At 70.2% G+C, this 15,548-nt stretch carries 16 protein-coding genes; 3 read left to right on the top strand and 13 right to left on the bottom strand.

Going from position 1 to position 15,548, the window contains the following annotated elements; translation table 11 throughout:
- Positions 1–10: 10 nt before the first annotated feature.
- The gene (locus ABQJ56_RS02640; RefSeq protein ID WP_367843444.1) at positions 11–847 is read left to right on the top strand and encodes a helix-turn-helix transcriptional regulator; all 837 of its coding nucleotides are present in this window, start codon (positions 11–13) and stop codon (positions 845–847) included.
- A gap of 174 nt (positions 848–1,021) precedes the next feature.
- On the opposite strand, the gene trpA is transcribed toward ABQJ56_RS02640, so the two are convergent.
- Positions 1,022–1,822: a tryptophan synthase subunit alpha gene (gene trpA / locus ABQJ56_RS02635; protein ID WP_367843443.1), complete on the bottom strand. Its 801-nt coding sequence runs from the start codon at positions 1,820–1,822 to the stop codon at positions 1,022–1,024.
- Entirely contained in the window at positions 1,819–3,030 is a 1,212-nt protein-coding gene (trpB, locus tag ABQJ56_RS02630) for a tryptophan synthase subunit beta (RefSeq protein WP_367843442.1), read from the bottom strand. The genes trpA and trpB overlap by 4 nt, the downstream gene beginning before the upstream one ends.
- A gap of 102 nt (positions 3,031–3,132) precedes the next feature.
- Here trpB and ABQJ56_RS02625 point away from each other — a divergent pair, with 102 nt between their 5' ends.
- A complete protein-coding gene (locus tag ABQJ56_RS02625; protein ID WP_367843441.1) occupies positions 3,133–4,023 on the top strand; it encodes a LysR family transcriptional regulator in 891 nt (296 codons plus the stop codon).
- A gap of 12 nt (positions 4,024–4,035) precedes the next feature.
- On the opposite strand, the gene ABQJ56_RS02620 is transcribed toward ABQJ56_RS02625, so the two are convergent.
- From ABQJ56_RS02620 to prmB, 11 genes are all read right to left on the bottom strand, one after another.
- The gene (locus ABQJ56_RS02620; protein WP_367843440.1) at positions 4,036–5,070 is read right to left on the bottom strand and encodes a cupin-like domain-containing protein; all 1,035 of its coding nucleotides are present in this window, start codon (positions 5,068–5,070) and stop codon (positions 4,036–4,038) included.
- On the bottom strand, positions 5,067–5,702 hold the full coding sequence (locus tag ABQJ56_RS02615) for a phosphoribosylanthranilate isomerase (RefSeq protein ID WP_367843439.1): 636 nt from the start codon (positions 5,700–5,702) through the stop codon (positions 5,067–5,069). Before ABQJ56_RS02615 ends, ABQJ56_RS02620 begins: the two co-directional genes overlap by 4 nt.
- The gene (gene truA, locus ABQJ56_RS02610; protein ID WP_367843438.1) at positions 5,699–6,469 is read right to left on the bottom strand and encodes a tRNA pseudouridine(38-40) synthase TruA; all 771 of its coding nucleotides are present in this window, start codon (positions 6,467–6,469) and stop codon (positions 5,699–5,701) included. The genes ABQJ56_RS02615 and truA overlap by 4 nt, the downstream gene beginning before the upstream one ends.
- A 123-nt stretch (positions 6,470–6,592) precedes the next feature.
- Positions 6,593–8,917, bottom strand: a complete 2,325-nt coding sequence (locus ABQJ56_RS02605) for a motility hub landmark protein FimV (RefSeq protein WP_367843437.1) — start codon at positions 8,915–8,917, stop codon at positions 6,593–6,595.
- Positions 8,918–9,080: 163 nt separating this feature from the next.
- Complete coding sequence (locus ABQJ56_RS02600; protein ID WP_367843436.1) at positions 9,081–9,377, bottom strand: hypothetical protein; 297 nt, start codon at positions 9,375–9,377, stop codon at positions 9,081–9,083.
- Entirely contained in the window at positions 9,374–10,402 is a 1,029-nt protein-coding gene (locus tag ABQJ56_RS02595; RefSeq protein ID WP_367843435.1) for an aspartate-semialdehyde dehydrogenase, read from the bottom strand. The genes ABQJ56_RS02600 and ABQJ56_RS02595 overlap by 4 nt, the downstream gene beginning before the upstream one ends.
- Positions 10,399–11,451 carry a 2-hydroxyacid dehydrogenase gene (locus tag ABQJ56_RS02590; protein ID WP_367843434.1) on the bottom strand — a complete coding sequence of 351 codons (1,053 nt, stop codon included), beginning with the start codon at positions 11,449–11,451 and terminating at the stop codon, positions 10,399–10,401. Before ABQJ56_RS02590 ends, ABQJ56_RS02595 begins: the two co-directional genes overlap by 4 nt.
- Positions 11,448–11,834 carry a hypothetical protein gene (locus ABQJ56_RS02585; protein WP_367843433.1) on the bottom strand — a complete coding sequence of 129 codons (387 nt, stop codon included), beginning with the start codon at positions 11,832–11,834 and terminating at the stop codon, positions 11,448–11,450. The genes ABQJ56_RS02590 and ABQJ56_RS02585 overlap by 4 nt, the downstream gene beginning before the upstream one ends.
- 15 nt (positions 11,835–11,849) lie before the next feature.
- Positions 11,850–12,938: a chorismate synthase gene (gene aroC / locus ABQJ56_RS02580; protein ID WP_367843432.1), complete on the bottom strand. Its 1,089-nt coding sequence runs from the start codon at positions 12,936–12,938 to the stop codon at positions 11,850–11,852.
- 33 nt (positions 12,939–12,971) lie between these two features.
- On the bottom strand, positions 12,972–13,565 hold the full coding sequence (locus ABQJ56_RS02575) for a GNAT family N-acetyltransferase (RefSeq protein WP_367843431.1): 594 nt from the start codon (positions 13,563–13,565) through the stop codon (positions 12,972–12,974).
- Positions 13,540–14,460: a 50S ribosomal protein L3 N(5)-glutamine methyltransferase gene (gene prmB, locus ABQJ56_RS02570; RefSeq protein WP_367843430.1), complete on the bottom strand. Its 921-nt coding sequence runs from the start codon at positions 14,458–14,460 to the stop codon at positions 13,540–13,542. Before prmB ends, ABQJ56_RS02575 begins: the two co-directional genes overlap by 26 nt.
- 166 nt (positions 14,461–14,626) lie before the next feature.
- On the opposite strand from prmB, the gene asd reads away from it, so the two are divergent.
- Positions 14,627–15,475: an archaetidylserine decarboxylase gene (gene asd, locus ABQJ56_RS02565; protein WP_367843429.1), complete on the top strand. Its 849-nt coding sequence runs from the start codon at positions 14,627–14,629 to the stop codon at positions 15,473–15,475.
- The last annotated feature ends 73 nt before the right edge of the window (positions 15,476–15,548 follow it).

Raw genomic sequence — 15,548 nt, 5'->3', positions numbered from 1 at the left:
AACCAACAGGATGGACCTGCCAGCCAACGCCAATCTGCTGGGCGCCTACCTGCGCGACCGCCGCTCCCGGCTCGATCCGGCCGCCTTCGGCCTGCCGCTGGCGCGCCGGCGCACGCCCGGGCTGCGCCGCGAGGAAGTGGCCCAGCGCGCCCACGTCAGCGCGACCTGGTACACGTGGCTGGAGCAGGGCCGCGGCGGCGCGCCCTCGGCCGACGCGCTGGAGCGCATCGCCAGCGCCCTGCTGCTGACCGAGGTGGAGCGCGAACACCTGTTCCTGCTCGCCCTGGGCCACCCGCCCGAGGTGCGTCAGCGCGAGGCCGGCGGCGTCTCGCCGCGGCTGCAGCGCGTGCTCGACGCGCTCGAGTGGAGTCCCGCCATGGTGAAGACGGCCACCTGGGACGTGGTGGCCTGGAACCGCGCCGCCACCGCGGTGCTGACCGACTACGCCACGCTGCCGCCGGAACGGCGCAACGTGCTGCGGATGATGTTCTGCGATCCGCGCGTGCGCGCCGCCCAGCCCGACTGGGAAAGCGCGGCGCGCTTCGTGGTGGCGGTGTTCCGCGCCGACGCCGTGCGTGCCGGGGCTTCGGCGAGCGTGCAGTCGCTGGTGGACGAACTGAGCCGGCAAAGCCCCGAGTTCGCGGCGATGTGGCGCGACCACGATGTGCGCCAGTTCGGCGAGGGCAGCAAGCACCTGATCCACCCGCACGCCGGCCCGATCGCGCTGGAGTACTCGGCCTTCGCGGTCGATGGCCGGCCCGACCTCGGCATGGTGGTGTACACCCCGGCCACGCCGGCGGACGCGGCGCAGGTCTGGGCGTTGATCCGCGCGCGCGAGGCGGGCTGACGGGGCCGTGGCATCAACTGTATGCCCACTGGCGCAGGCCCGACGCCCTTCGAATAGCTAGAACGTGTCTTTGTCGTCATCCTGGCGCAGGCCGGGATCCAGCAACCGTACGGCTCGAACAGGAGTGATCGCTACTGGATCCCGGCCTGCGCCGGGATGACGGGCGAAAGCACTTCAGCGCGCGTCGAGCGCGGCGCGGATCGGCGGCAGGAATGCCTGCACCCGCTGCGCGATGTCCGCCTCGGACATCGCGCCGGCCAGCCGCTCCACCAGCGCGCTGCCAATCACCACCGCATCGGCAAAACCGGCGATGGCCTTCGCGCTTTCCGCGTCGCGCACGCCGAAGCCCACGGCCACCGGCGCGTTCGCATGCGCACGCACGTCCGCCACGCGCGCGGCGATATCCGTGGTGCTGAGCCGTGCGGCGCCGGTGATGCCGGCGAACGAGACGTAGTAGAGGAAGCCCTCCGCCGCCTGGCACAGTTGCGCCAGGCGTTCCGGCGCCGTGGTCGGCGCGGCGAGCAGGATCTGCCGCAGGCCCGCCCCGCGCAGCGGCGCCAGCACGGCGGCTTCCTCCAGCGGGCAATCCACCAGCAGCACGCCGTCCACGCCGGCCGCCACCGCTTCGGCGGCGAAACGCTCGTAGCCGCGGATCTCGACCGGGTTGAGGTAGCCCATCAGCACCACCGGCGTAGCCGTGTCGCGCTGGCGGAACTGCGCCACCCAGCCGAGCACGTCGGCCAGCCCCACGCCCTTGGCGATGGCACGCTCGCTGGCGTGCTGGATCACCGGGCCGTCGGCCATCGGGTCGGAGAACGGCACGCCCAGCTCGATCAGGTCGGCACCGGATTCGACCAGCGCGTGCATCAACGCCACGGCGTGTTCCGGTGCGGGGTCGCCCGCGGTGACGAAGGGAATCAGGCCAGCGCGACCGGCGGCCTTGAGAGCTGCAAAACGACGGTCGATGCGATTCATACCTGCACTCCTTCGCGCGCCGCGATCGTATGCACGTCCTTGTCGCCGCGGCCGGACAGGTTGCACAGCACGATGCCGTCCGGCGGATACTCGCGCGCCAGCTTGATCGCCTGCGCCACCGCATGGCTGGATTCCAGCGCCGGCAGGATGCCCTCGGTGCGGCACAGCAGATGAAAGGCTTCCAGCGCCTCGTCGTCGGTGACGCCCACGTACTCCGCGCGGCCGGCATCCTTGAGGAAGGCGTGCTCGGGGCCGACGCCGGGGTAGTCCAGGCCGGCGGAGATCGAGTGCGTCTCGGTGATCTGGCCGTCGTCGTCGCACAGCACATAGGTGCGGTTGCCGTGCAGCACGCCGGGCCGGCCCGCGGCCAGCGAGGCCGCGTGGCGGCCGGTGGCGATGCCTTCGCCGGCCGCCTCGGCGCCCACGATGCGCACCTCGCGGTCATTCAAGAAGGCGTGGAACAGGCCCATCGCGTTGGAGCCTCCGCCCACGCAGGCGGTCAGCACGTCGGGCAGCCGGCCGTACTGCTCCAGCAGTTGCGCGCGCGCCTCGCGGCCCACGATGGCATTGAAGTCGCGCACCATCAGCGGGTACGGGTGCGGGCCGGCCACGGTGCCGATGATGTAGAAGGTGTCGGCCACGTGGGTGACCCAGTCGCGCATCGCCTCGTTCAGCGCATCCTTCAGCGTCTTCGATCCCGAGGTCACCGGCACCACCTCGGCGCCGAGCAGCTTCATGCGGTAGACGTTGATCTTCTGCCGCTCGATGTCCACCGCGCCCATGTAGACCACGCACTGCAGGCCCAGCCGCGCCGCCACCGTGGCGCTGGCCACGCCGTGCTGGCCGGCGCCGGTCTCGGCGATGATGCGGGTCTTGCCCATGTGCCGCGCCACCAGCGCCTGGCCCACGGTGTTGTTGATCTTGTGCGCGCCGGTATGGTTGAGGTCCTCGCGCTTGAGCAGGATGCGCGCGCCGCCCACGTGCTTGGTCAGCCGTTCGGCGAAATACACCGGGCTGGGCCGGCCCACATAGTGGGTGAGGTCGCGGTCCAGTTCGGCGATGAAGGCCGGATCCTCGCGCAGGCGCAGGTAGGCCGCGGTCAACTCGGCCAGCGGCGCCATCAGGGTCTCGGCCACGTAACTGCCGCCGAACTTGCCGAAACGCCCCTGGGCGTCGGGGAAGGCGTGGAAATCCCGGATCTCGGGCATGGCGACTCCAACGAAAGCTGAGCAACAGGCTCACACCTTAACGCCATGCCTGCGAGTGAAAAAGCGAAAAGATCGCCTCGATACTTGAGCTAAAATCACAGCATGTCGGATCGCGACCTGCCCTCGCTGAATGCCCTGCGCGCCTTCGAGGCCGCCGCACGGCTGGGCAGCATGAGCCTCGCCGCGCAGGAACTGCACGTGACCCACGGCGCGGTAAGCCGCCAGGTGCGCGCGCTGGAGGAAGCACTGGGCCAGCCGCTGTTCGCCCGCCAGGGGCGCGGCGTCGTGCTCACCGTGATCGGCCAGCAGTTACGCGAGCAGTGCAGTGCCGCGTTCGGGCAATTGCGTGAAGCATGGCTGCAGCTGCGCCATGCCCGCGCCGCGGCGGCCTTCGTGCTCGGCTGCTCCGGCAGCGTGCTGGCGCGCTGGGTGATCCCGCGGCTGGAACGCCTGCGCCACGAACTGCCCGCACTGACCCTGCACCTGGCCGTGCAGGAAGAACCCGTCGCCGGGCACCTGGCCGATGTCGATGCGGCCCTGCTGCTGGCCGCGCCGCCCTGGCCCGCCGGCTGGCAGGTGCACGAACTGGCGCCGGAACGCATCGGCCCCGTGCTCAGCCCGCGCTATCCCGGTGCCGAACGCCTGCGCGAGCAGGCGGCCAGCGCACTGTGCGACGAACCGTTGCTGCACACCGCCTCGCGTCCGCAGGCCTGGCCGGAATGGGCACGCGCGATGGGCTTGCCACCCGAATCGCTGCAGCAGACCCAGGCCCTGCCCCACCTCTACTTCCTGCTGGAAGCGGCCGCAGCGGGACTGGGCGTGGCGATCGCACCGCAACCGCTGGTGGCCGACGATCTTGCCAGCGGCCGCCTGCTGGCGCCCTGGGGGTTTCGCGAAACGTCCGCACGCTGGGCGCTGGTCACCACGCGTAGCGGCGACACCCGTGCCGATGCGCTGGCAGGATGGTTGCGCCATGAACTGGCAGAAGCATGAAAGCAGGCGCGGTCAGAGATTCTGCCGCGCACCTTCCTTCAGCTTTTCCACGACCTCCGGTGTCTGCGGCCCCAGCACGCCACGGCGATGCTCGGGGATGTGCGCCACGGCTTCCTCGCCATCGAACACGTAGTAGTCCAGCAGCCTGCGCCACTGTTCCCGTTCCGTCGCCGGCAGTTCGCGGAAAGCCAGCAGACAATGGAACAGCGCCGCACGCGCATAGCCGGAGTTGTAGCCGGGCACGTCCACCGGGCTCCACCAGTAGTTCATCAGCGCGTTGAGCTGCCGCAGCGATTCCACGTTGTGCCACCACAGCGGCGGCATGTAGATCGCGTCGCCGGGGTGCAATTCGGCCACCTGCGCGGCGGCCAGCGCCTGCTTCAGGCGCGGGTAGCGCGGGTCATCAGGCCGGTCCAGCCGCGCCAGACTGATCGCCGCGCCGGTGGGCGCGAAGTCCAGCGGCCCGATGTACAGGTTGGGCAACTGCTCCGGGGGAAACAGGGTGAAACGACGCGCGCCGCACAGCACGCAGGCGATGTTGCGCATCGAGTCGAAATGGGTGGGCGTGGTGGCCTTGTTGCCCACCCACAGGCGCGGCTCCACCGAGGGATCGAGGAACGGCAGGCGGTGGTCTTCCAGCAGCCCCGGCAGGCATTCGCGCACGCGGGCGCTCTGGATCACCAGTGCCGGCGCGTTCTCCCGCCGGCTGTAGCTGGCCAGCCGTTGCAGGCCCATGGTCACCGGCACCTTGAAGTGCTGGTAGTTCATCTCGCCCAGATCCGGCGAGTAGCCGACGATGCCGTCGGCCTCCGGCGCCACCATCAGGGTGCTGACATCGGTGCCGTTGTCCAGCTCCGCCAGCCGCTGCGCGAAAGCGGTGTCCGACTGCAGCGCGAGCTGCACGAGTGGCCAGTCGCGCACCAAGCCGCGGATCGCCAGCGGGCGGTCACGGTCGACCAGGATGCGCGGGTCGAACGGATGACCGACATCGACCCGGCACTCCTCCATCGCGGCCGGTGTCGGCACCGTGCTGGAACCTTCGCTCATGGCTTGCTTTCCCCCTCGTCCGCGGCGCGCACCGCCGCGATGAAATCACGCAGTTTGCCGCCATCCTTGATGCCCGGCGCCGACTCCACGCCGCTGGCCACGTCGACCGCCCACGGCCGCGCCGCGCGGATCGCGCCGCCCACGTTGCCGGCGTGCAGGCCGCCGGCGAGGATCAGCGGCTGCGCGAGGTCGCGTGGCAGCAGCGACCAGTCGAAGGCCTTGCCGCTGCCGCCGGCCTCGCCCGCGGCGTGGCCGTCCAGCAGCAGCGCGGCAGCGCAGGGGTAATCGTGCAGGCGCGGCAATGCGCTTGCGCCGTCGCCCATCGCGATGGCCTTGAGGTACCGGCGTTCGAACCGCGCGCACCAGGCATCTGTTTCGTCGCCGTGGAATTGCAGCAGGTCCGGCTGCACCGTCGTGATGACTTCTTCGACCAGGGCAGCCTCGTCGTCCATGAACAGGGCCACTGCATCCACGAAGGGCGGCAACGCACGCCGGATCGCGCGAGCCTGCTGCATGGAAACGCGCCGCTTGCTGCGCGCGGTGAACACCAGGCCGATCGCGTCGGCACCCAGCCGCGCGGCCAGCAGCGCATCCTCGACCCGGGTCATGCCGCAGCACTTGATGCGCGTCATGGCTGGCTCACCTCGGCCGGCAGGCCCCAGCGCACCTCGTAGCGCGGCCCAAGAAAGGTCAGCCCGGACGACGGTGCGGTCGGCCCGGCCACTTCGCGATTGCATCCCGCCAGCAGTTCGGCGACCCACCCGACCGGCTGCTCGCCGCGCCCCACCGGCAGCAGCGAACCGACGATGTTGCGCACCATGTGGTGCAGGAAGGCGTTCGCCTCGATCTCCACGATCACCTGCTCGCCTTCGCGCCGCACGCCTGCCGCCAGCACGCAGCGGCGCGGGTGCGCGGCCTGGCAGGACACCGCACGGAACGCGGAAAAGTCATGCTCGCCCAGCAACGCCTGTGCGGCGGCGTGCATGCGTTCGGCGTCCAGCGGCTGGCGCTCCCAGGTCACGTAGCGCGCGTCCAGTGCCGCGCGCACCGGCCGGTTGAGGATGGTGTAGCGGTAGCGCCGGCTGCGCGCGGAAAAGCGCGCGTGGAAATCGTCGGCCACCGGCTGCGCCCACAGCACCGCCACACTGTGCGGCAGGTTGGAGGTGGCGCCGAGCAGCCAGCCGCGCATCGCGCGCTCCACCGGCGTATCGAAATGCACCACCTGGCAACGGCCGTGCACGCCGGCATCGGTGCGGCCCGCGCAGGTCACCTCGACCGCCTGTGCGGCCACCTTCGACAAGGCCTGTTCCAGCGCGCCCTGCACCGTGCTGCCGTGGCTCAGGCGCTGCCAGCCGAGGAAGTCGGTACCGTCGTATTCGATGCCCAGGGCGATGCGCATGGATCAGGAAAGTCGCGGAAAGTGCGCAGCGTAGCAGGCCTCTTCACTTGCGATCGCCCCGGATCGCGAAAATCAAACGGGCCGGCGTGGCCGGCCCGTTCGGGGTCCAGATGCGTGGAATGCTCAGTGCAGATCGTCAAGCATGCGCCTGGCCACGTCGCGCTGCATCTGGCTGCCCTCGTGCAGCACTTCCTCCAGCATGGCGCGGGCGCCGTCGGGATCGCCCATGTCGAGGTAGGCGCGGGCGAGGTCGAGCTTGGTGTCCACCGGGTCGTCGCTGAAATCGCGCGGCTCGATGTCGTGCCCGGCCGGCTGGATCTGCACTTCCGACTCATCGAACTGCCAGCTCGACGCCGCCCCACGCAGCACCGTTGCGTCGTCGTCTGCGGCGTGATGTTCCGCATCATGATGCGCCGTGGCCGGCTCGACGTCGTCGGCATGCTTCGGCGCCGCCGATTCGTGTGACGGCGTCAGATCGAAGTTGAAGTTGTACTCGCTCACCTTCACCGGATGCGCGGGCAGCGGTGGCGGGCCGGCCGGTGCCGGCGCCGGCGCCGCGGCGGGTTCGGCGGCGTACTGGTCGATGTCGAAGCCGTGGCGCGCCTCGAGCTCGTCCGCCGGCATGCCACCGTGACCGGCAAACAGCGGATGGCCGGGCACCAGGTCTTCGCCCATGTGCAGCACTTCCTGCCACTCTTCCTGCTGCGGGTCGCTGACGTGGGCGTGCATGGCCTCGGCGGCGGCCTCGAAATGCTCGACGTCGCGGCGACCGTAGTACAGGCTGACCAGCTCCAGGTGCAGGCCGATGTCGTCGGGATGCTCGGCCAGCTGGTCGAGCAGCAGGTTCTGGTCGACATCGTCGGCACCGTCGGCCGGCGCGGCGTCGCCGAAGCGATCGGCCAGCGATGGCGCCGTCTTCGGCGCCTGGGCCGCAGGCTTCGCCTTGCGGCGGCGGCCAAGCAGCGCCCCCAGCAACAGCAGCACGATGACGAGGGCGCCGAGCGCCTGTGCCCAGAGCTGGGTATACCAGGGCTCCTCGCTGGCCGCGGCCGGCCTGATCGCCGTCGGCTTGACCGGCGCGGTCTTCACCGGCGCAGCGGCCGGCGCCGGCTTGCTTGCCGCGGGTGCCGTCGCGGCACTGGCCGGGCCCGTTTCCGGCTTGGCGGCCGTCTCGTTGCCCGCAGTCGCCGCCGGCGCCGGAGCCGTGCCGGCGGCCTGACCCGTCGGCTTCGCCGCGTTCGCGCCGGCCGCAGCGGCCGTCGTGGCGGCAGCAGCCGTTGCCGCATGCACAGGCTCGGCCGGCTGGCCGGCGGCCTTGCGCGCCGCGGCCAGCTTCTGCTGCAGCTCGGCGATCTCGTTGTCCTTCAGTGCCAGCAGGCGTTCGTTCTTGCTGTTGATGTCGCTGAGCTCTTTCAGCCGCGACTTCAGGTCCGCGCCCTGCTGCTGCAGGCTGGCGAGGGTTTCCTGGCTGCGCAGCAGATCCTGGCGCAACGCGTTCCCCTGCGCCGACCCGCCCGCCGCCGTGGCGGCCTTGCCGCCCTGCTTTGCCGGCACCAGGGCAAGGTGATCGCCCTTGCTCGCAGCCGCCGTGGGCGAACTGGAGGTACCGGCGCGCGTGCCGGCATCGGCCACGGTCACCGGCGAGCTGCTCACCGTGCCGCTGCGCCAGTCGCCGTTCTGGCGGCGCACTTCCGCCGCAGCAGCGGCCACGGCAACCGCCGCGGCCTCGTCCTTGCTGGGGATGCGCAGCACCGCGCCAGCCTTCAGCGCATTGATGTTGTCGCGGTAGAACGCGTCGGGATTGGCCTGCTTGAGCGCCAGCAGCATCTGGTTGAGGTCGACGCCGGCCGGTGCCGTCTGGTGGGCCACCGCGGACAGGGTCTGGCCGCGCTCGACCGGCCCGAAGCGGCCGTTGGCCACCTGCTCCGCCACGGCGGCGTGCGCCGCGCCCGCATGGGCGGCGGCCTGGCGCGGCGCGGATGCGGCGGCAGCCGGCTTCGCCGCGCGCGCGGCCGCGGCCGGGTGAGACGCCACGGACGTGGGCGCCGGACCGCTGCCGGGCGGGTCGAGCAGGATGGTGTACTCGCGCACGCTCTTGCCGCTGCCACCGTGGATCTCGATCAGCAGGTCGAGGAACGGGTCGTTGACCGCCGCTTCGCTGGTGATGCGGATGAGCTTGTGGCCGTTGCCGCCATCGACCACGTCGAAATGCAAGGGAACCGAGGGGCGCCCGCCAGCGACTCCGGCGCGGGCGAATTCATCGCCCGAGGCCAGCTGCACGCTGAGCTGCTGCAGTTCGGCCGGCGTGGCCTGCTGCACCGGGATCTCCGCCAGCAAGGGCTGGCCCAGCGCCGACTTGACCCGGATCTGGCCCAGGTCCAGTGCCAGCGCGTGGCCGCTGCCAAGGGCCAACGCCACCAGCAGTGGCAGTTTCAACGAACGATTCATCACGCGTTCCCCCGAACAGGCCGTGGCCTCTGGTGAGGCCGCCACGATGGCGGCGCTTCGCCCGGCCGAGGCGCCACTTTAGTTAGATGCGGACGGATCAACAATAGCCGGATCGAAGACTTGCGACGCATTGCTGCTGCGCATTCCAGAACCCGGGAACGGCTCAATGCCCCTTGTCGGCCGCAGCGCCACCCTGCTGCGCCGCCTGCAACTGTCGCTGCAGTTCGGCGATTTCCGCATCCTGCTGCCGGAGCCGCTGCGCCGCCGCGTGGCTGCCGGACTCCTGTGCTGCCACGTCGTGCTGCAGACGCTGCACCTCGGCGCGTTGCCGGGCGACCGTGTCCGCATCCTTGCGCACGGCCTTGGAGGTTCGGGCGTCGGCGGACTGCTGGGCGTGCGCCCACGGCGGCGCGGCAGCCAGCACCCCGGCCAGCGCCAGCCAGTGCAGGCGCCGCCTCACAGGTAGTCCTCGATCAGCAGCTCGGCGATCTGCACCGCGTTCAGCGCCGCGCCCTTGCGGATGTTGTCGGAGACGATCCACAGGTCCAGGCCGTGCTCGTGCGAGATGTCCTCGCGGATGCGGCCCACGAACACCGGGTCCTTGCCGGCCACGTCGCCCACCGGGGTGGGGTAGCCGCCGGCCTTGCGCTCGTCCATCACCAGCACGCCCTCGGCCTGCTCCAGCAGCGCACGCGCCTGCTCGGCGGTGATCTTGTCGCGGGTCTCGATGTGCACCGCCTCGGAATGCCCGTAGAACACCGGCACGCGCACCGCGGTGGGGTTCACGGCGATGGACTCGTCCTCCAGGATCTTGCGCGTCTCCCAGACCATCTTCATCTCTTCCTTGGTGTAGCCGTTGGGCTGGAAGTCGTCGATGTGCGGAATCACGTTGAACGCGATCTGCTTGGGAAACTTCTTCGCTTCCACGTCCTGGAAATTGAGCAGGGCCGCGGTCTGCTTGCCCAGCTCCTCCATGCCCGAGCGGCCTGCGCCGGAAACCGACTGGTAGGTGGCAACGTTGATGCGTTCGATGCCCACCTCGCGGTGGATCGGCGCCAGCGCCACCAGCATGCCCATGGTCGAGCAGTTCGGGTTGGCGATGATGCCGCGGGTGGTGTACTGGGCGATCGCGTGCGGGTTCACCTCGCTCACCACCAGCGGGATGTCGTCCTGGTAGCGGAACTCGGAGGTGTTGTCGATCACCACCGCGCCGGCCGCCGCCGCGCGCGGCGCGTGCACCTTGCTGACCGGGCCGCCGGCCGAGAAGAAGGCAATGTCCACGCCGGCGAAGTCGTAGTCGTCAAGGTTCTTCACCGTGACCTGTTTGCCAGCGAACGAAATCTGGCTGCCGGCGGAACGCTCGCTGGCCAGCGGCACCAGCTCGCTGACCGGGAAATTGCGCTCGGCGAGGATGGCGAGCAGGGTCTCGCCCACGGCGCCGGTGGCTCCGACCATCGCAACCTTGTAACTGCTCTTCTTGCTCATCGGGTGGGTTCTTGGTGGGTTGGAAAGTGGTGGTGTGGCGGGAGAGCCACGCCGGCCGCGGCCAGCGCCTCGGGATTCAAAAGATTCGGCGGATGCCCCGCATGCGGGCCGTGGCCGAAGAACGCCAGCACATTGTCCACCGCCACGGCGGTCATCGCACGGCGGGTATCGGTCGTGGCGCTGGCGATATGCGGGCTGAGCAGCACGTTGTCGAGCGTGAGCAGCTCGGGATGCACCTTCGGCTCGCCCTCGAACACGTCCAGCCCGGCCGCGGCGAGCCGGCCTTCGCGCAGCGCGGCGGCCAGCGCCGCGTCGTCCACGATGCCGCCGCGCGCCACGTTCACCAGCACCGCGGACGGCTTCATCCGCGCCAGCTCGGCGGCGCCGATCGCGTGGCGGGTTTCCGGCGTCAGCGGCAGCACCAGCACGAGGCAGTCCGACTCGCGCAGCAGGGTGTCCTTGTCCACGTGGCGCGCGCGGCATTCGCGCTCGGTGGCCTCGGGCAGGCGCGTGCGGTTGTGGTAGAGCACCGGCATGCCGAAGCCCTGCGCGCGCCGCGCGATGGCCTGGCCGATCCGCCCCATGCCCAGGATGCCCAGCGTACGGCCGCGCACGTCCGTGCCCAGCCAGCCCTTGAACTCGGTGGCGTGCCACTGCCCCGCGCGCAGCCAGCGCTCGGCGGCGCCCATCCGCCGCGCCGCGCCCAGCAGCAGCGCCCAGGCGTAGTCGGCCACGCTCTCGTTGAGCACGTCGGCGGTGTTGCTGGCGGCGATGCCGGCGGCGCTCAGCGCGGCCAGGTCGAGGTTGTCGTAGCCCACGGCGAGGTTGGCCACGATGCGCAGGCGCTTCGCGCCGGCCAGCTCGGCCGCGCCGATGTGTTCCTTCAGGCCCACGATGGCGGCATCGCAGGCAGCCAGCTTCGCGGCCAGCTCGGCCGGGGCGAACTTCCTCTCCTCCGGCTCGACATCCACCTCGCAATGCGGCGCCAGCCGTGCGATCACGTCGTCGAAGGTCGGGCGCGACACCCACACGCTCGGCCTGTCGCTCATGGTCGCCCAACCGCCGGCAGGATCTCGTCGGCGATCCAGAACCAGGCCAAGGCCATGCCGAACAGGGTGCCGACCAGCCACAGCAGCCAGCGTCGGCGACGCCAGCCGTACCGGAACGTCGAGAGTTGCATCGGCACGTCCACCAGGTACGCCGCGCAATAGCAGACGTTCGCCAGCACCGCGAGCACGAACAGCGCGAGCAGGTGCTGGACATCCAGTTGGTCACGCAGCCTGGCCCATGCCGACACCGTCCAGCCCAGGGCGACGACCGCCAGCGCGATGTTGTAGGCGATGCGCCGGCGCTCCCAGTAGGCGATCGCATCGCTGAGGATCCCGCCGAAATGGGGCATCAGGCCGGCGGCCGGACTGGAATGCGTTTTCATTGTCTTGCGCCTCCGTCAGGGAATGCGCGGTGCCACTTCGCCCACGTCGCCGCACTGCGCGCGGTGGCGCAGCGCGTGGTCCATCAGCACCAGCGCCATCATCGCCTCGGCGATGGGCGTGGCACGGATGCCGACGCAGGGGTCGTGGCGGCCCTTGGTGACCACGTCCACCGGTTCGCCGGCCAGGTTCACGCTGTGGCCGGGGATCAGGATGCTGGAAGTGGGCTTCAGCGCGATCGAGGCAATCACCGCCTGTCCCGTACTGATGCCGCCAAGGATGCCACCCGCATGATTGGACGTAAAGCCGTCCAAACGCATCTCGTCGCGATGCTCGCTGCCATGCTGCGAAACCGCGGCGAAACCATCGCCGATCTCCACGCCCTTCACCGCGTTGATCGACATCAGCGCGCTGGCGAGGTCGCCGTCCAGCTTGCCGTAGATCGGCTCGCCCCAGCCTGGCGGCACGCCTTCGGCCACCACGCCGACGCGCGCCCCCACCGAGTCGCCGGACTTGCGCAGCGCGTCCATGGCCTTTTCCAGTGCGGGAACCTGTTCGGCGCAGGGCCAGAAGAACGGATTCTGTTCCACCGCGCTCCAGTCGAAGCCGAGCGGCACGATGTCGCCCAACCGAGCGAGGTAGCCGCGCACGCGCACGCCGTGGCGTTCGGCCAGCCATTTCTTCGCGACCACCGCGGCGGCCACGCGCATGGTGGTCTCGCGCGCCGAGGAGCGCCCGCCGCCGCGCGGGTCGCGGATGCCGTACTTCTGCCAGTAGGTGTAGTCGGCGTGGCCGGGACGGAAGGTCGAGGCGATGTCGCCGTAGTCCTTGCTGCGCTGGTCGGTGTTGCGGATCAGGAGCGCAATCGGTGTGCCGGTGGTACGCCCCTCGTACACGCCGGACAGGATCTCCACCTCGTCCGCCTCGCGCCGCTGCGAAGTGTGGCGCGATTTGCCGGTGGCGCGGCGATCAAGGTCGTGGCGGAATTCCTCCACACTGATCGGCAGGCCGGGCGGGCAGCCGTCGATCACGCAGCCGATGGCCGGCCCGTGGCTTTCGCCGAAGGTGGTGACGGTGAAGAGCTTGCCGAAGGAATTGCTGGACACGGGGTTTGGACGTCCACGGGAAACTGTCACAGCTTACCGCGATGCAGCAATCCCTGCGCCCCGGCCGGCGGCATCGGGCCATTCGCTCGCCAGCAGCCCGAAGACGACGTCGTCGACCCATGCGCCATGGAACCGCAGGCTTTCGCGGAAATGGGCCTCCTGGCGCATGCCCATCGCCTGCAGCAAGGCCATGCTGGGCGCGTTGCGCGGATCGACCGACGCATGCACGCGATGGACGCCCATCTCGCCAAACAGCCAGCCGAACAGCGCATGCAGCGCCTCGCGGGCGAGGCCTTTGCCTTGGGCGGCGGGCGCCAGCGTGATGCCGAATTCGGCTTGCGCATCGGCCACGCAAAATCCGATGTCGCCGATCAGCACGCCATCGTCGCGGTCGCGGATGGCGCGCTGGAACCACTGGCCATGCGATGGCTCGGTCATCGCCGACTGGTCGCCGATGAAACGCTCGGCATCGGCCAATGCGGCCGGGCGCCAGCCCTGGTAACGGCAAACATCAGGATCGGCGCGGTAACGGAACAACGCCTCCGCATCGCCTTCCCGCAGGGCATCCAGTCGCAGGCGCGCCGTCACCAGTTCCATCGGTTCAGCGACGCGCAGCCGCGGCGGCATGGATCGCCGCCTTGTGCTCGACCAGGTCGCGCCGCTCCAGCGCGAACACGCCCATCTGGCCCACCTTGAACTCTATCCACACGAACGGCACTTCGGGCAGCAGCGCGGCCAGCGCGTGCTCGCTCTCGCCCACCTCGACGATCAGCAGGCCGTCGTCGGTCAGCAGGCCGGCCGCCTCGTCGAGGATGCGCAGGCAGATGTCCAGCCCGTCCGCGCCCGAGGTCAGGCCCAGCTTGGGCTCGTGCGCGTATTCGCCGGGCAGCGCGGCGTACTCGTCCTCGGTGACGTAGGGCGGGTTGGAGACGATCAGGTCATAGGTGCGCCCGCGCACGCCCTCGAACAGGTCGGACTTCACCGCCTCGACGCGCGCCTCGACGTGCTGGAACACGATGTTCTCGCGCGCCAGCGCCAGCGCGTCGTCGCTGATGTCGACGATGTCCACGCGCCAGTCGGGGTTGTACTCGGCCATCGCGATGCCGATGCAGCCGGAGCCGGTGCACAGGTCCAGCGCGCGCTCGACGTGGCGCTCGTCCAGCCACGGCGCGAAGCCCGACTCGATCAGTTCGGCGATCGGCGAGCGCGGCACCAGGGCGCGGCGGTCGCTCTTGAACTTCAGCCCGGCGAACCAGGTTTCGCCGACGAGGTAGGCCACCGGCAGGCGCTCGTTGACACGACGCTCGATCAGCGCCAGCACGTTCGCCCGTTCCTCGGCCGTGAGCCGGCCGGCACCGTAGGCCGGCGGGATGTCCGGCGGCAGGTGCAGGCTGGCCAGCACAAGGTGGGTGGCCTCGTCGATGGGGTTGTCGTGGCTGTGGCCGAAGGTCAGCCCGGCCGCCGAGAAGCGGCTGGCGCCGTAGCGGATGAAGTCGATGATGGTGGCGAGTTCGGCGGTCACGGCAATCCGGTGGCGGCAAATTGACCGGCGATTATAAGCCCCTGTCCCTTCGGGAGAGGGGTTGGGGTGAGGGTGCGGCCATGGGCAAGGACACGCTCCGGCCGGTCCCTCTCCCGGAGGGAGCGGGGATCCACGATGAGAGGTATCGGCCCCGTATACTGGCCGGATGACTTTCAAAGTATTCCTGCAATACGCCCTTCCGCACCGCTTCCTGTCGCGCCTGGTCTACTGGGGCACGCGCTGGACCTTCGCGCCGTGGAAGAACTGGCTGATCTCCGCCATCGTGCGCAACTACGCCGTGGACATGGCCGAGGCGGCGCAGCCCGATCCGCTGGCCTACCAGCACTTCAATGCCTTCTTCACCCGCAAGCTGAAGCCCGGCGCACGCCAGGCCGACGCCGATCCGGCCGCCCTGCTCTCGCCCGCCGACGGCCGCATCAGCCAGGCCGGCGCGATCGTGGACGGGCGCATCTTCCAGGCCAAGGGGCAGGACTACAGCGCCGCCGAACTGCTGGGCGACGCGGCCGCCGCCGCGCCCTACCGCAATGGCCGCTTCGCCACCGTGTACCTGTCGCCGCGCGACTACCATCGCGTGCACATGCCGCTGACCGGCACGCTGAAGGAAACCGTGCACGTGCCGGGGCGCATCTTCAGCGTGGCGCCGTTCGCGGTGGAGGCGATCCCGCGGCTGTTCGCGCGCAACGAGCGGCTGGTCTGCCACTTCGAGGGCGAGCACGGCCCGTTCGCGGTGGTGATGGTCGGCGCGATCCTGGTGTCCTCGGTGGCCACGGTGTGGGACGGGCTGGTGATCCCGCCCTACGCACCGTCGATCCGCCGCAAGTCCTTCGCGGGCCAGCACATCACGCTGCAGCGCTTCGCCGAGATGGCACGCTTCAACATGGGCTCCACCGTGATCCTGCTGCTGCCCGCGGGCATGGCCGAACTGGATGCGCTGCAGCCGCAGCAGCCGGTGCGGGTGGGCCAGCGCCTGGGACGCCTCGTGCGCACAAACTGACGCAAGACGTCATTTTGTGACGCACTGGGCGCCTGCTGCGCCACGTGCCCACTATCCTCCCGCCGTTGCCGCG

Origin of the sequence: Rhodanobacter geophilus (assembly GCF_040812275.1) — a bacterium.
Lineage (GTDB): Bacteria > Pseudomonadota > Gammaproteobacteria > Xanthomonadales > Rhodanobacteraceae > Rhodanobacter_A > Rhodanobacter_A geophilus.
Note: the sequence above shows the minus strand (reverse complement) of the source record. Positions and strands in the feature narration are given on the sequence as shown.

Excerpts from the sequence above, each read along its gene's own strand:
- trpA (WP_367843443.1), bottom strand. The coding sequence starts at position 1,822 with ATGAATCGCATCGACCGTCGTTTTGCAGCTCTCAAGGCCGCCGGTCGC.
- ABQJ56_RS02605 (WP_367843437.1), bottom strand. The coding sequence starts at position 8,917 with ATGAATCGTTCGTTGAAACTGCCACTGCTGGTGGCGTTGGCCCTTGGC.
- truA (WP_367843438.1), bottom strand. The coding sequence starts at position 6,469 with ATGCGCATCGCCCTGGGCATCGAATACGACGGTACCGACTTCCTCGGC.
- ABQJ56_RS02585 (WP_367843433.1), bottom strand. The coding sequence starts at position 11,834 with ATGAAAACGCATTCCAGTCCGGCCGCCGGCCTGATGCCCCATTTCGGC.
- ABQJ56_RS02615 (WP_367843439.1), bottom strand. The coding sequence starts at position 5,702 with ATGACGCGCATCAAGTGCTGCGGCATGACCCGGGTCGAGGATGCGCTG.
- ABQJ56_RS02575 (WP_367843431.1), bottom strand. The coding sequence starts at position 13,565 with ATGCCGCCGCGGCTGCGCGTCGCTGAACCGATGGAACTGGTGACGGCG.
- asd (WP_367843429.1), top strand. The coding sequence starts at position 14,627 with ATGACTTTCAAAGTATTCCTGCAATACGCCCTTCCGCACCGCTTCCTG.
- ABQJ56_RS02640 (WP_367843444.1), top strand. The coding sequence starts at position 11 with ATGGACCTGCCAGCCAACGCCAATCTGCTGGGCGCCTACCTGCGCGAC.
- ABQJ56_RS02590 (WP_367843434.1), bottom strand. The coding sequence starts at position 11,451 with ATGAGCGACAGGCCGAGCGTGTGGGTGTCGCGCCCGACCTTCGACGAC.
- ABQJ56_RS02625 (WP_367843441.1), top strand. The coding sequence starts at position 3,133 with ATGTCGGATCGCGACCTGCCCTCGCTGAATGCCCTGCGCGCCTTCGAG.
- ABQJ56_RS02595 (WP_367843435.1), bottom strand. The coding sequence starts at position 10,402 with ATGAGCAAGAAGAGCAGTTACAAGGTTGCGATGGTCGGAGCCACCGGC.
- trpB (WP_367843442.1), bottom strand. The coding sequence starts at position 3,030 with ATGCCCGAGATCCGGGATTTCCACGCCTTCCCCGACGCCCAGGGGCGT.
- ABQJ56_RS02620 (WP_367843440.1), bottom strand. The coding sequence starts at position 5,070 with ATGAGCGAAGGTTCCAGCACGGTGCCGACACCGGCCGCGATGGAGGAG.